Here is a 14,905-nt window from a genome sequence, read left to right on the forward strand (position 1 = left end):
ACAGGCAGATGACCGAGCACGCCGCATCCCCCCGCCGCGGGGACAACCCGGCCGCCAACGCTCCCGCTCCCCAGCACGTCGTCGAGACCATGACCGGCGCCCAGTCGCTCATCCGCTCGCTGGAGGCCGTGGGCGCGGACACCGTCTTCGGCATTCCGGGCGGGGCCATCCTTCCCGCGTACGACCCCCTGATGGACTCCGTCAAGGTGCGCCACATCCTGGTCCGGCACGAGCAGGGCGCCGGTCACGCCGCCACCGGTTACGCCCAGGCCACCGGCCGGGTCGGGGTCTGCATGGCGACCTCCGGCCCCGGTGCGACCAACCTGGTCACCCCGATCGCCGACGCGTACATGGACTCCGTGCCGATCGTCGCGATCACCGGCCAGGTCTCCTCCAAGGCGATCGGCACCGACGCCTTCCAGGAGGCGGACATCTGCGGCATCACGATGCCGATCACCAAGCACAACTACCTGGTCACCGACCCGGCCGAGATCCCCCGGGTGATCGCCGAGGCCTTCCACATCGCCGCCACCGGCCGCCCCGGCCCGGTCCTGGTCGACATCGCCAAGGACGCGCTCCAGGCGACCACCACCTTCCGCTGGCCGGTCGAGACCGCCCTGCCCGGCTACCGCCCGGTGACCAAGCCGCACGCCAAGCAGATCCGCGAGGCCGCGAAGATGCTGGTCGGCGCCAAGCGCCCGGTGTTGTACGTCGGCGGCGGCGTCATCAAGGCGCAGGCCACCGCCGAGCTGCGGATCCTCGCCGAGCTGACCGGCGCCCCGGTCGTCACCACCCTGATGGCGCTCGGCGCCTTCCCGGACAGCCACCCCCAGCACCTGGGCATGCCCGGCATGCACGGCTCCGTCCCGGCCGTCACCGCGCTCCAGAAGTCGGACCTGCTGTTCACCCTCGGCGCCCGCTTCGACGACCGCGTCACCGGCAAGCTCGACGGCTTCGCCCCCAACGCCAAGGTCGTCCACGCCGACATCGACCCGGCCGAGATCGGCAAGAACCGCCCGGCGGACGTGCCGATCGTCGGCGACGCCCGCGAGGTGCTCGCCGACCTGATCGTCGCCGTCCAGGCCGAGTTCGACGCCGGCCACAAGGGCGACTACACGGAGTGGTGGGAGCGGCTCGACGAGTGGAAGAAGACCTACCCGCTCGGCTACGAGCCGGCCCCGAACGGGCAGCTCTCGCCGCAGCAGGTCATCGAGCGGATCGGCCGGACGGTCGGCCCCGACGCCATCTACGCCGCGGGCGTGGGCCAGCACCAGATGTGGAGCTCGCAGTTCATCCGCTTCGAGAAGCCGGGCACCTGGCTCAACTCGGGCGGCGCCGGGACGATGGGCTACGCCGTCCCCGCGGCGATGGGCGCCAAGGCCGGCCGCCCGGAGAGCGCGGTCTGGGCCATCGACGGCGACGGCTGCTTCCAGATGACCAACCAGGAACTGGTCACCTGCGCCCTGAACGACATCCCGATCAAGGTCGCGGTCATCAACAACGGCTCGCTGGGCATGGTCCGGCAGTGGCAGACGCTGTTCTACAACCAGCGCTACTCCAACACCGTGCTGCACTCCGGCCCCGGCCACGACGGCATCGAGCCGCCGGCCCAGGGCACCCGGATCCCCGACTTCGTCATGCTGTCCGAGGCGATGGGCTGCGTCGGCCTGCGCTGCGAGCGCCCCGAGGACCTCGACGCCGTCATCAAGCAGGCGATGGAGATCAACGACCGCCCGGTGGTCATCGACTTCATCGTCCACCAGGACGCCATGGTCTGGCCGATGGTCGCGGCCGGCACCAGCAACGACGAGATCCAGTTCGCCAAGGGCGTGCGCCCCGACTTCGGCGACGACCTCGACTGACCGCCCCTCCTTCCAGAACGACTGAGGAACCCCATGTCCAAGCACACCCTCTCCGTCCTGGTCGAGAACAAGCCCGGCGTGCTCGCCCGCATCGCCGCCCTGTTCTCCCGGCGGGGCTTCAACATCGACTCCCTCGCCGTCGGCTCGACCGAGCATCCGGACGTGTCCCGGATGACGATCGTGGTCAACGTCGAGGACCTCCCGCTGGAACAGGTCACCAAGCAGCTCAACAAGCTCGTGAACGTGATAAAGATCGTCGAACTCGACCAGTCCGCTGCGATCCAGCGGGAACTGGTCCTGGTGAAGGTCCGCGCCGACAACGAGACCCGGTCGCAGATCGTCGAGATCGTCCAGCTGTTCCGTGCCAAGACCGTCGACGTGTCGCCCGAAGCGGTGACCATCGAGGCCACCGGCAGTTCGGACAAGCTGGAGGCCATGCTCCGGATGCTGGAGCCTTACGGCATCAAGGAGTTGGTCCAGTCCGGCCTGGTCGCCATCGGCCGCGGCGCGCGCTCCATCACGGACCGCTCGCTGCGCGCCCTGGACCGCAGCGCGTAAACCGCGCGAGACCGCGTCTCAACCCTCGAAGCAAAGACCCGCACCCAGCCGGAAACGCATACGGTGAATACCGCGTACCCGGCAACCACCACGCAAGGAGATGTGCCCCCGTGGCCGAGCTGTTCTACGAAGACGACGCCGACCTGTCCATCATCCAGGGCCGCAAGGTCGCGGTCATCGGCTACGGCAGCCAGGGCCACGCCCACGCGCTGTCGCTGCGCGACTCCGGCGCCGACGTCCGGGTCGGCCTGAAGCCGGAGTCCAAGTCCCGTGCCAAGGCGGAGGAGGCCGGCCTGCGCGTCGTCACCCCGGCCGAGGCGGCGGCCGAGGCCGACGTCATCATGATCCTCGTCCCGGACCCGATCCAGGCCGACGTCTACGAGGCCGACATCGCCCCGCACCTGAAGGCCGGCGACGCCCTGTTCTTCGGCCACGGCCTGAACATCCGCTTCGGCTTCATCAAGCCCCCGGCGGACGTCGACGTCTGCATGGTCGCCCCGAAGGGCCCGGGCCACCTGGTCCGCCGCCAGTACGAGGAGGGCCGCGGCGTCCCCGCGATCGTCGCGGTCGAGCAGGACGCCTCGGGCAACGCCTTCGCCCTGGCGCTGTCGTACGCCAAGGGCCTGGGCGCCACCAAGGCCGGCGTCATCAAGACCACCTTCACCGAGGAGACCGAGACCGACCTGTTCGGTGAGCAGGCCGTCCTCTGCGGTGGCACCGCCGCCCTGGTGAAGGCCGGGTTCGAGACCCTGGTCGAGGCCGGCTACCAGCCGGAGATCGCCTACTTCGAGTGCCTGCACGAGCTGAAGCTGATCGTCGACCTGATGTACGAGGGCGGCCTGGAGAAGATGCGCTGGTCGGTCTCCGAGACCGCCGAGTGGGGCGACTACGTCACCGGCCCGCGGATCATCACCGACGCCACCAAGGCCGAGATGAAGAAGGTCCTCGCCGAGATCCAGGACGGCACCTTCGCCAACACCTGGATCGCCGAGTACAAGGCGGGTCTGCCCAAGTACAACGAGTACAAGAAGGCCGACGAGGACCACCTGCTGGAGACCACCGGCAAGAAGCTGCGCTCGCTGATGAGCTGGGTCAACGAGAAGGCCTGACCCCCTTCCGGGCCGTCCTCCGGGCCCGATTTTGTTACCACGTTGTACAAGTAGGCTGCTCTCGTCCGGGTGATTTCGCCGGACGGGAGCAGCCCGCTATCCAGCCCGTCGATACACTCCGAGTGCGCGTCAGGCCCACAGCGTCGTGCGTCTACCTACGCGGCATGCCACCTTCCCCCGCCCTCCACGCCACCTACGTGCCCGGGGGAACCGGACAGTTAAGGACCCACTGTCGTGAGCACTGTGACCTCCAGAAGCGCCGTCGTACTGATCGCCGAAGAGCTCTCGCCCGCCACCGTCGACGCCCTCGGCCCCGACTTCGAGATCCGCCACTGCAACGGCGCCGACCGCACCGAGCTGCTCACCGCGATCGCCGACGTGGACGCGATCCTGATCCGCTCCGCCACCAAGGTCGACGCCGAGGCGCTGGCCGCCGCCCGCAAGCTCAAGGTGGTCGCCCGGGCCGGCGTCGGCCTGGACAACGTGGACGTCGCCGCCGCCACCAAGGCCGGCGTGATGGTCGTCAACGCGCCGACCTCCAACATCGTCACCGCCGCCGAACTCGCCTGCGGCCTGCTGATCTCCGTCGCCCGCAACATCGCGCCGGCCAACGCCGCGCTCAAGCAGGGCGAGTGGAAGCGCAACAAGTACACCGGCGTCGAGCTGAGCGAGAAGACCCTCGGCGTCGTCGGCCTCGGCCGGATCGGCGTACTGGTCGCCCAGCGGATGTCCGCGTTCGGGATGAAGATCGTCGCGTACGACCCCTACATCCAGGCCGCCCGCGCCGCGCAGATGGGCGTCAAGCTGGTCACCCTGGAGGAGCTGCTGGAGGTCTCGGACTTCATCACCGTCCACCTCCCCAAGACCCCGGAGACCATCGGCCTGATCGGCGACGAGGCGCTGCACAAGGTCAAGCCGACCGTCCGCATCGTGAACGCCGCCCGCGGCGGCATCGTGGACGAGGACGCGCTGGCCGGCGCCCTGCGCGAGGGCCGGGTGGCCGGCGCCGGCCTGGACGTCTACGCCAAGGAGCCGTGCACCGACTCCCCGCTGTTCGCCTTCGACAACGTGGTCGCCACCCCGCACCTGGGCGCCTCCACCGACGAGGCGCAGGAGAAGGCCGGCATCGCGGTCGCCCGGTCGGTGCGCCTCGCGCTGGCCGGCGAGCTGGTGCCGGACGCGGTGAACGTCCAGGGCGGCGTGATCGCCGAGGACGTCCGCCCGGGCCTGCCGCTGGCCGAGAAGCTCGGCCGGATCTTCACCGCGCTGGCCGGCGAGGTGGCCGTCCGCCTCGACGTCGAGGTCCGCGGCGAGATCACCCAGCACGACGTGAAGGTGCTCGAACTGTCCGCGCTGAAGGGCGTGTTCGAGGACGTGGTGGCGGAGACGGTGTCCTACGTCAACGCCCCGCTGTTCGCCCAGGAGCGCGGCGTCGAGGTCCGCCTGACCACCTCCAGCGAGAGCCCCGAGCACCGCAACGTGATCACCGTCCGCGGCACGCTCGCGGGCGGCGAGGAGATCGCCATCTCCGGCACGCTGGCCGGCCCCAAGCTGACCCAGAAGATCGTCGGCGTGGACGCCTTCGACGTGGACGTGGCGCTCACCGACCACATGGCCTTCTTCAAGTACGAGGACCGCCCCGGCGTGGTCGGCGTGCTCGGCCGCCACCTCGGCGACGCGGGCATCAACATCGCCGGCATGCAGGTGGCCCGCGACGGCGGCAGCGCGCTGGCCTCCATCACCGTGGACACCGAGATCCCGCAGGAGGTGCTGTCGGCCATCGCCGCCGAGATCGGCGCCCACTTCGCGCGCTCGGTCGACCTGGGCTGACCCTCCCGGCTCCCCCAGGGCCCGGACCGCCGTTCGAACGGCGGTCCGGGCCCTGCTGCGTCCTCCCGGGTGACAGCCGTCTCAGATAGTAGGAAATCCAAGTATTCGTGCAGACACGGCCCGGGCCCGGCCGTACCGTGGAAGGGCCATACGGTGTGCCGCCCCTGTAGCCAGGGAGTGCGGCCCGTGTGCGCGTGCGCCTCCACGAGCGGGCGATCCCCGCTCCCGCGCTCCCTCTCCCCTCTTCGCGCTCGCCCTTCCGCAGCGCCGTTTCCAAGGAGCCCGGTATGTCGCCGACCGCCGACCGTCACGCCCGTCACGCCACTTCCGCCCCCGCCGCCACCCCCGTCCGCGCCCCGCGCCGGCGCCGGGCCGCCGAGCGGAACCCCTTCGCGGCCGCCGCCCTGCAGCGCTCGCTGGACCGCCGGGACAACGGCGGCGTGACCGGGCACCACTGAGCGGTTCCGCCGCCGGGGCCGGTCGGCCGGTGCGGTCGGGCGGCCGGTGCGGTCGGGCGGGGCGGGCCGGTCGGGTTGGTCGTCATTGGCGTTCATCCGCCGAATGGGCCGTTCGGGTCGGCAGAACGTCACCCAGTAGAGTGCAACCTCGTTCCGTCCGAGGGAAGTTGCTCGTCTCCGTCGGCGCGATCATCCTAATTTGGGGCCCTCGGAGGGGTGATCGACGTTCGCGTGGGCGGGCGTCAGCGACACGGAGTGCGGATCAGTCCCCCTGCCGGGGGAGAGGGCCCAGTGCGTCTGTCACCCGTCCGCCGACCCGCCGCCCGGATCGGCCTCACCCTGGCCCTGCTGGCCGGAAGTGCCGTCCTCGCCGCCACCCCGGCGGCCGGCGGCCCACCGACCGAGGGCTCACCGTCCGTCGGCCCACCGTCCGCGGGACCACCGTCCGCCGGACCACCGTCCCCCGGAGCGTCCGGGCCGGGCCGAACCGCGTCCGTCCTGCTCGAACTCACCACCGAGACGACCGGCTCCGCCTGGCGGCGCGCCGCCGACGGCGCCCGACGGGCCCAGCGCCCCCCGGAGGACGTCCGCCGGGAAGCGGCGCGGGCCGGAGCCGCCCAGCGGGCCCGGACCGGGGACGCGCTCGACCGGCTCGCCGGCGCCGTCCACCGGGCGGTGCCCGCCGCGCGCGAGCTCTACCGCACCCGCACCCTGCTCACCGGCCTCGCGGTCAGCGCGCCCGCCGACCGGGTGGCCGCGCTGCGGGCGCTGCCCGGCGTCCGGGCCGTCCACCCGATCGTCGCCAAGCGGCGCGACAACGCCCACTCCGTCCCGCTGACCGGCGCCCCGCAGGTCTGGGCCGGCGACCAGGTGGCCGGCACCGGGCAGGGCATGCGGATCGGGATCATCGACAGCGGCATCGACTACACCCACGCCGACTTCGGCGGTCCCGGCACCGAGGAGGCCTTCCGCTCGGTCGAACGCGGCCGGCCCGCGCCGCCCGCGCTGTTCCCCAACGCCAAGGTGGTCGGCGGCAAGGACCTGGTCGGCGACGACTACGACCCCGACCCGGCCTCCCCGCACCACCAGCCGGTGCCGCACCCCAGCGACAACCCGATCGACTGCGTGCGCAACGGGCACGGCACCCACGTGGCCGGCACCGCGGCCGGGTACGGCGTCACCACCGACGGCCGCCCGTACACCGGTCCGTACGGGCCCGGGCTGGACCCGGCCGGCTTCCGGATCGGCCCCGGCACCGCCCCCGGCGCCCAGCTGTACGCGATCCGGGTGTTCGGCTGCGACGGCTCCACCGACCGGGTCACCGAGGCACTCGACCTGGCCGCCGACCCCGACGGGGACGGCGACCTGAGCGACCGCCTGGACGTCGTCAACCTCTCGCTCGGCAGCCACTTCGGCAGCACCGACGACACCGACGCCCTGGCCGTCGACCGGCTCGCCGAGCTGGGCACCGTCGTGGTCGCGGCGGCGGGCAACGACGGCGACGTGTACGGCATCGGCGGCAGCCCCGGCACCGCCGCCCGGGCGCTCACCGTCGCCGCCTCGGTGCACGGGCACGCCGACGTGGACGGCATCACCGTGCTCGCCCCGGCCGCGCAGACCGGGGTCGTCCCGGCGCACTGGAGCGAGCGCTACGAAGGCTGGTCCACCGCCGACGTCAGCGGCGAACTCGCCCTGCCCGCCGACCAGCCGGACGGCTGCACCGAGTTCAGCGAGGCCGACCGGCAGCGGCTGAAGGGCCGGATCGCGCTGCTCGCCTGGCACACCCGGGAAGCCGACCGGGCCTGCAACTCCGGCCCGCGCGCCGACCACGCCGCCGACGCGGGCGCGATCGGCGCGCTGTACGCCGCGGACTCCGACCACCTGGCCGAGATCTCCGGCGACGACCGGATCCCGGCCGCGCTGCTGGCGCGCGCCGACGGCGACCGGCTGCGGCAGGCCGCGGCCGCCGGCCCGGTCCGGATCCGGCTCGCCGCTCCCGGCAACCCGCTGCACGGCTCGGTCGCGCAGGACCAGCCGGCCCGGGTCGACACCCTGACCGACTTCACCTCGCGCGGCATCGGCGTGCCGGGCGTGGTCAAGCCCGACCTGGCGGCCCCCGGCGAGAGCATCTGGTCCAGCCTGGTCGGCAGCGGCGCCGGGGGCCAGCGCGAGAGCGGCACCTCGATGGCCACCCCGCACGTGGCCGGGCTCGCCGCGCTGGTCCGCGCCGCGCACCCGGACTGGCCGGTCGAACAGGTCAAGGCCGCGCTGATGAACACCACCGTGGACACCTACCTCGGCGACGACCGCGGCGGGCCGGTCTACGGGCCCGAGCGCACCGGCGCCGGGCGGGTCCGGGTGGACCGGGCGGTCCGCACGCCCGCCGTCGCCTACGCGGCGGGGGAGGGCGCCGTGGAGGGCGTCGTCGGAGTCTCCTTCGGACCGGTCGAGGTCGGCGGGCCGACGGCGACCACCCGGGAGATCGAGGTGCGCAACACCTCGCACGCGCCGCTGGCCTACCGCACCTCGTACGCGGCCGCCACCCGACTGCCCGGCGCCACCTACCAGGTGACACCGGCCCGGGTGGACGTCCCGGCGGGCGGCACCGCCCGGGTGCGGGTGACGCTGTCCGTGCCGGGGGAGCTCGGGCGGGCGCCCGACCCGACCATCGACACCGTCCAGGGCGGCCGGGCCCGCGGCTACCGGGGCGAGCTCTCCGGCCGGGTGCTGCTCACACCCGTCGGGGACGACGCGCTGCCGCAGCTGCGGATCCCGGTGCTGGCCGCCCCGCGCCCGACCGGCGACCTCAGGGCGACGGCCACCGTGCGCACCGCCCGGGACGGCACCCTGGTCACCCTCGGCGGCCGCGCCGCGCCCGGCGAACAGCCCGGGCTGGTCAGCGCCTTCGCGCTCGGCGGCGAGGGCATCCGCTGGCCGGACTGCCCGCCCGGCGGCGGTGGCGCGGCCCTCGCGCCGGGTGCGGGCCTGCGGCCGAAGGGTACGAGGGCGGAGACGGACCCGGAACAGGAGGTCTGCGTCGAGCACCCCGGCGAGCGGGCCGCCGACCTGCGCGCGGCCGGTGCCGCCATCGACTCCGAACTGCTGTACGTGGGAGCGCAGTTGTGGGCGCCCGCGGCCACCCCGGTGGGGCTGTACGGGGTGCGGGTGGCGCTGGACACCGACGGGGACGGCAGCACCGACGTCGTCCTCAAGGCCGACCGGCTGCGCGGCAGCGACGTCCTGGTCTCCCGCGCCCTGGACGCCCGCACCGGGGCCGAGCTGGACGTCCAGCCGCTCAACGCCCACTGGGGAGACACCGACACCGCCCTGCTCGACAGCGACGTCCTGGTGCTGCCCGTCCGACTGAGCGCCCTGCCCGGCGTCGCGCCCGGACGCAGCACCGTCCGCTACGGCGTGTGGACCGGCTACGCCGGTGCCGGTACGCCGGACGCGGCCGAGGCCCTCTCCGCCATCGGGCTGGACGGCACCGCCCCGACCGTCCCGCTGGACGTGCTGCGGCCGGCGCTCACCGTACGGGCCGGCCTCACCGGCCCGGCCGCGCTGGTGGTCCCGGCCGGCCCGGGCACCGTCCTCGCCGTGCACCGGCCGCCGGGCGACACCACGCGGCTCCTCCTGCTGCACCACCTCAACCCGGCCGAACGGCGGGCCCAGGTCCTCGACCTGCGCTGACACCGAGACGCGAGGGGCGGCCCACCGGACCCCCGGCGGGCCGCCCCTCTCCCGTACCGGCGGGCCACGTCACCCTGAGCAGGCCCTGGGCGCCCCCGACGTCACACGCGCCCCCTCGAACGGGTGAGGTCCGAGGCGGATTTGCCGAGTAGCCTGAGAAGGCCGCCAGGATGCCCGTATGGGAGGAACCATGAGCATCGCGCCGTACCCCGACTGGATTCGGCCTCCTGCTGGTGGCTACACCGCAGAGGACCTCGACCGGCTGCCTGATCTCCCGCCGCACACCGAGCTGCTCGACGGGAGCCTGATCTTCGTGAGTCCGCAGACCGCGTTTCACATGCGCACCCTCCGCAGGCTGGAACGAGCTCTGGAAGGTGCCGTACCGGAGGGGTGGGACGTCTGGCGGGAGATGACGGTGAGGTTGGACCGCCGGAACCGTCCGGAGCCGGATCTCCTCGTGATCGATGAGCGAGGAGTCACCGGTCCGAAGCAGACCTTCTGCGATGCGGGGGATGTACTGCTGGCGATCGAGGTCGTCTCCGAGGAGTCCGAGGAGCGTGACCGGGACACCAAGCCCCGTAAGTACGCAGCTGCGGGGATCAGGCATTTCTGGCGGGTGGAGAGCGACGACGACGGAAAGCCGGTCGTCTACGTCTACGAAATCGATCCCTCCACGCGTGGCTATGTGATCGCGGGTATCTACCACAAGCAACTGAAGGTCGATCAGCCGTTCGAGATCGAGATCGACCTGAGCTGACCGTCCGCATGGTGGACGGTGGATGTCAGTACCTGGGACGGCGGAGTAGGGTCCGAGCATGTCTCGCACCATTCGTCTCGCAGTTGTCCCCGGTGACGGCATCGGCCAGGAAGTGGTGGCCGAAGGCCTCAAGGTCCTGGGTGCCGCGCTTCCCGCCGACGTGAAGCTGGAGACCACCGAGTACGACCTCGGCGCCCGGCGCTACCACCGGACCGGGGAGACGCTGCCGGACGACGTGCTGGCGGAGCTGAAGTCGCACGACGCGATCCTGCTGGGCGCCATCGGCGACCCGAGCGTGCCGTCGGGCGTGCTGGAGCGGGGGCTGCTGCTCAAGCTGCGGTTCGCCTTCGACCACCACATCAACCTGCGGCCGGGCCGGCTCTTCCCCGGGGTGCGGTCCCCGCTGGGCGGCGAGCCGGAGATCGACTTCGTGGTCGTCCGCGAGGGCACCGAGGGCCCGTACGTCGGCAACGGCGGCACGCTGCGCGCCGGGACGCCGCAGGAGGTGGCCACCGAGGTCAGCCTGAACACCGCGTACGGCATCGAGCGCGTGGTGCGCGACGCCTACCGCCGGGCGCAGGCGCGGCCGCGCAAGAAGCTCACCCTGGTGCACAAGAACAACGTGCTGGTGCACGCCGGGCACCTGTGGACGCGGATCGTCGCCGAGGTCGGCCGGGAGTTCCCCGAGGTCACCACCGACTACCTGCACGTCGACGCGGCGACGATCTTCTTCGTCACCCAGCCGGAGCGCTTCGACGTCATCGTCACCGACAACCTGTTCGGCGACATCCTGACCGACCTGGCCGCCGCCGTCACCGGCGGGATCGGCCTGGCCGCGAGCGGCAACATCAACCCGAGCGGCGAGTTCCCGTCCATGTTCGAGCCGGTGCACGGTTCGGCGCCGGACATCGCCGGCCAGGGCAAGGCCGACCCGACGGCCACCGTGCTGTCGGTCGCGATGCTGCTGGAGCACCTCGGCTTCGCCGCCGAGGCCGCCGAGGTCGAGGCCGCCGTCGCGGCGGACCTGGCCGAGCGCTCCGGCACCCGCAGCACCTCCCAGGTCGGCGACGCGCTCGCCGCCCGAGTATCCGGCTGACGGGCCGGATCCAGGAGCGGAGTTCCGGCTGACGGGCCGGATCCGACAAGGTTTCCGGCCCGGCGGGCCGGACCGCATATCGCAGCTCGCCGTCCTCGAAAAAAGGTCGGGCAGCTGTTCGGCACGGCCCTCTGGATGCGAGTATCGACAGTGGGTCGTGCCGTTGTGCGTCCATTCCGGCGAATTTCGCCGAAACGTATCCGCAGCGGTGGCGCGGCCCGGACCAACCCCACGGTGAAGGAAACAGCCATGAGCACGGCCACCCAGGCGCCCATCACGTTCGACCTCAAGCCCTCCGCCCACCCGCTGCCCGCAGCGGAGCGCGAGGCCCGGCTGGTCAACCCCGGCTTCGGCCGGGTCTTCACCGACCACATGGTGACCATCCGCTGGACCGAGGGCGTGGGCTGGCACGACGCCCAGCTGGCGCCGTACGCGCCGCTGGAGATCGACCCGGCGAACATGACCCTGCACTACGGTCAGGCGATCTTCGAGGGCCTGAAGGCCTACCGCCAGGCCGACGGCTCCATCGCCACCTTCCGCCCGGAGGCCAACGCCGCCCGCTTCCAGGCCTCGGCCCGCCGCCTGGCGATGCCGGAGCTGCCGGTGGAGACCTTCGTCGAGGCCGTCGAGCTGCTCGTCCGCCAGGAGCAGGACTGGGTGCCGAACGAGCCGGAGCAGAGCCTCTACCTGCGCCCGTTCATGTTCGCCACCGAGGTCGGCCTGGGCGTCCGCCCGGCCAACTCCTACCTCTTCATGATCATCGCCTCGCCGGCCGGCGCCTACTTCCAGGGCGGCATCAAGCCGGTCTCGGTCTGGCTGTCCAAGGAGTACGTCCGGGCCGCGCCCGGCGGCACCGGCGCCGCCAAGTGCGCGGGCAACTACGCCGCCTCGCTGGTCGCCCAGGCCCAGGCCGCCGAGAAGGGCTGCGACCAGGTGGTCTGGCTCGACGCCGCCGAGCACCGGTGGATCGAGGAGATGGGCGGCATGAACCTGTACTTCGTCTTCGGCGAGGGCAAGGACGCCAGGATCGTCACCCCGGAGCTGTCCGGCGCCCTGCTGCCCGGCATCACCCGCGACTCGCTGCTCCGGCTGGCCTCCGACCTCGGCTACGCGGTGGAGGAGCGCCGGATCTCCACCGACGAGTGGCAGCAGGGCAACGCCGACGGCACCCTCACCGAGGTCTTCGCCTGCGGCACCGCCGCCGTCATCACCCCGGTCGGCTCGGTGAAGTCCGCCGCCGCCGACTGGACCGTCGGCACCGGCGAGCCCGGCCCGGTCACCATGGAGCTGCGCAAGGCCCTGCTGTCGATCCAGGGCGGCCAGACCCCGGACACCCACGGCTGGCTGCACAAGATCGTCTGATCGCGCCGCCCGGGCGCCCCGCGACACCGGGGCGCCCGGGCCGCCACCTCGAAGGACTCCGCCCGTCGAGCAGCCGTCCCGCATCCCGAGACGGGCAGGCCGGATCGCGGGCACTGTGCCAGACTGCGAGCGTGTCCTCGCTTTCGCTGATTATTAGCAGCAGGCGCGCCGGTCCGCAGTGACCGCTTCCCGCACGACCCGATGCGGAGCGACCACGAGCGTCCAGACCCGCGCGCAGACCTCTCGCACCCGCGAGGGGTCTTTTTGTTTCCCGGACCGGCCGACGGCCCTCACAAGGGGCCCGGGGACACCGGGACCGCGCGCGGGACCATGGACAGTGGAGCCGGGACCAGAAAGTCCGGCAGAGCAGTACCTTCCTCCCCGAAACGGAGCACCAGGGGTCATGACCGAGGTCACCCGTACCGACGACAGTTTCCACGTGTTCGACACCACGCTGCGCGACGGAGCACAGCGGGAGGGCATCAACCTGACGGTGGCGGACAAGCTGGCCATCGCCCGGCACCTGGACGAGTTCGGGGTCGGCTTCATCGAGGGTGGCTGGCCCGGGGCCAACCCGCGGGACACCGAGTTCTTCGCCCGTGCCGCCACCGAGCTGGAGCTGGAGCACGCCCGGCTGGTCGCCTTCGGCGCCACCCGCCGGGCCGGCGGCAAGGCGGCGGAGGACCCGCAGCTGGCCGCGCTGGTCTCCTCCGGAGCCCCGGTGATCACCCTGGTGGCCAAGGCGCACGACCGGCACGTGGAGCTCGCGCTGCGCACCACCCTGGACGAGAACCTGGAGATGGTCCGGGACAGCGTCGAGTTCCTGCGCTCCCAGGGCCGGCGGGTGTTCATCGACTGCGAGCACTTCTTCGACGGCTACCGGGCGAACCCCGGGTACGCGGTGTCGGTGGTCCGCACCGCGCACGAGGCCGGCGCGGACGTCGTGGTGCTCTGCGACACCAACGGCGGGATGCTGCCGGCCGGCGTCCGGGAGATCGTCGCCGAGGTGCTCGCCGCGACGGGCGCCCGGCTCGGCATCCACGCCCAGGACGACACCGGCTGCGCGGTGGCCAACACCCTTGCCGCGGTGGACGCCGGCGCGACCCACGTGCAGTGCACCGCCAACGGCTACGGCGAGCGGGTCGGCAACGCCAACCTGTTCCCGGTGGTCGGCGCGCTGGAGACCAAGTACGACCGCCGGGTGCTGCCCGCGGGCCGGCTGGCCGAGATGACCCGGATCTCGCACGCGATCGCCGAGGTGGTCAACCTGACCCCCTCCACCCACCAGCCGTACGTCGGCTTCTCGGCCTTCGCCCACAAGGCGGGCCTGCACGCCTCCGCGATCAAGGTCGACCCGGACCTGTACCAGCACATCGACCCCGAGCGGGTCGGCAACACCATGCGGATGCTGGTCTCCGACATGGCCGGCCGGGCCTCCGTCGAGCTCAAGGGCAAGGAACTCGGCTACGACCTCTCCAGCGACCGGGACCTGGCCGGCCGGGTGGTGGCGAAGGTGAAGGAGCAGGAGAATCTCGGCTACACCTACGAGTCCGCCGACGCCTCCTTCGAGCTGCTGCTGCGCGACGAGGTGCGCGGCAGCCGGGACCGCTTCTACACGCTGGAGTCCTGGCGGACCATCAGCGAGCAGGGCCCGAAGGGCTTCACGGGCAACGAGGCCACCGTCAAGCTGTGGGCCAAGGGCGAGCGCCGGATCGCCACCGGCGAGGGGAACGGCCCGGTCAACGCGCTGGACCAGGCGCTGCGCGCCGCCCTGGAGGGCATCTACCCGCCGCTGGCCACCTTCGAGCTGGTGGACTACAAGGTCCGCATCCTGGAGGGCCAGCACGGCACCGGCTCCAAGACCCGGGTGCTGATCGAGTCCACCGACGGCGCCGCCACCTGGTCGACGGTGGGCGTGGCCGACAACGTGGTCGCCGCCTCCTGGCTGGCGCTGGAGGACGCGTACACCTACGGCCTGATCCGGGCCGGCCTGGAGCCCACCGAGTAGTCGTGCCGAACACGCCTGTGGCCCGCGGGACTTCGAAGGAAGTCCCGCGGGCCACGGTGGTGCGCGATCACCGCAGTCGGGCCAGCAGGGCGTGTTCGACGAGGGTGATGAGGGCGCTCTTGGCGCTGTCGCGGCGGCGGGCGTCGAGGGTGATGACGGGGGTGTCGGCGCCGAG

At 72.4% G+C, this 14,905-nt stretch carries 10 protein-coding genes and 1 pseudogene; 10 read left to right on the forward strand and 1 reads right to left on the reverse strand.

Annotation, left to right across the window (positions count from 1 at the left end; all coding sequences use genetic code 11):
• Nucleotides 1-8: 8 nt before the first annotated feature.
• The 10 genes from ACFWP2_RS35475 to cimA all read left to right on the forward strand — a co-directional run bounded on the left by ACFWP2_RS35475 (nucleotide 9) and on the right by cimA (nucleotide 14,730).
• Nucleotides 9-1,862, forward strand: coding sequence for an acetolactate synthase large subunit (locus tag ACFWP2_RS35475; protein WP_380459442.1), 1,854 nt, complete (start codon nucleotides 9-11; stop codon nucleotides 1,860-1,862).
• Nucleotides 1,863-1,895: 33 nt separating this feature from the next.
• Nucleotides 1,896-2,420 (forward strand): acetolactate synthase small subunit, encoded by a 525-nt coding sequence (ilvN, locus tag ACFWP2_RS35480; protein WP_049657946.1) that lies wholly within the window; start codon nucleotides 1,896-1,898, stop codon nucleotides 2,418-2,420.
• Nucleotides 2,421-2,530: 110 nt separating this feature from the next.
• The gene (gene ilvC, locus ACFWP2_RS35485) at nucleotides 2,531-3,529 is read left to right on the forward strand and encodes a ketol-acid reductoisomerase (protein ID WP_097236149.1); all 999 of its coding nucleotides are present in this window, start codon (nucleotides 2,531-2,533) and stop codon (nucleotides 3,527-3,529) included.
• A gap of 243 nt (nucleotides 3,530-3,772) precedes the next feature.
• Nucleotides 3,773-5,359, forward strand: coding sequence for a phosphoglycerate dehydrogenase (gene serA, locus ACFWP2_RS35490; protein WP_380459459.1), 1,587 nt, complete (start codon nucleotides 3,773-3,775; stop codon nucleotides 5,357-5,359).
• Between the two features lie 287 nt (nucleotides 5,360-5,646).
• Nucleotides 5,647-5,817, forward strand: coding sequence for a hypothetical protein (locus ACFWP2_RS35495; protein WP_380459445.1), 171 nt, complete (start codon nucleotides 5,647-5,649; stop codon nucleotides 5,815-5,817).
• Nucleotides 5,818-6,108: 291 nt separating this feature from the next.
• The gene (locus tag ACFWP2_RS35500; RefSeq protein ID WP_380459447.1) at nucleotides 6,109-9,507 is read left to right on the forward strand and encodes a S8 family serine peptidase; all 3,399 of its coding nucleotides are present in this window, start codon (nucleotides 6,109-6,111) and stop codon (nucleotides 9,505-9,507) included.
• Between the two features lie 190 nt (nucleotides 9,508-9,697).
• Complete coding sequence (locus tag ACFWP2_RS35505; protein WP_380459449.1) at nucleotides 9,698-10,264, forward strand: Uma2 family endonuclease; 567 nt, start codon at nucleotides 9,698-9,700, stop codon at nucleotides 10,262-10,264.
• Nucleotides 10,265-10,322: 58 nt separating this feature from the next.
• Nucleotides 10,323-11,360, forward strand: coding sequence for a 3-isopropylmalate dehydrogenase (locus tag ACFWP2_RS35510; RefSeq protein WP_380459451.1), 1,038 nt, complete (start codon nucleotides 10,323-10,325; stop codon nucleotides 11,358-11,360).
• Between the two features lie 249 nt (nucleotides 11,361-11,609).
• Nucleotides 11,610-12,722 (forward strand): branched-chain amino acid aminotransferase, encoded by a 1,113-nt coding sequence (locus ACFWP2_RS35515; RefSeq protein ID WP_380459453.1) that lies wholly within the window; start codon nucleotides 11,610-11,612, stop codon nucleotides 12,720-12,722.
• Nucleotides 12,723-13,125: 403 nt separating this feature from the next.
• On the forward strand, nucleotides 13,126-14,730 hold the full coding sequence (gene cimA, locus ACFWP2_RS35520; RefSeq protein ID WP_380459455.1) for a citramalate synthase: 1,605 nt from the start codon (nucleotides 13,126-13,128) through the stop codon (nucleotides 14,728-14,730).
• Nucleotides 14,731-14,797: 67 nt separating this feature from the next.
• Here the strand turns inward: cimA and ACFWP2_RS35525 are convergent.
• Nucleotides 14,798-14,905 (reverse strand): annotated as a pseudogene (locus ACFWP2_RS35525) (ATP-binding protein); the annotation flags it as partial.

Origin of the sequence: Kitasatospora sp. NPDC058444 (genome assembly GCF_042721415.1) — a bacterium.
Lineage (GTDB): Bacteria > Actinomycetota > Actinomycetes > Streptomycetales > Streptomycetaceae > Kitasatospora.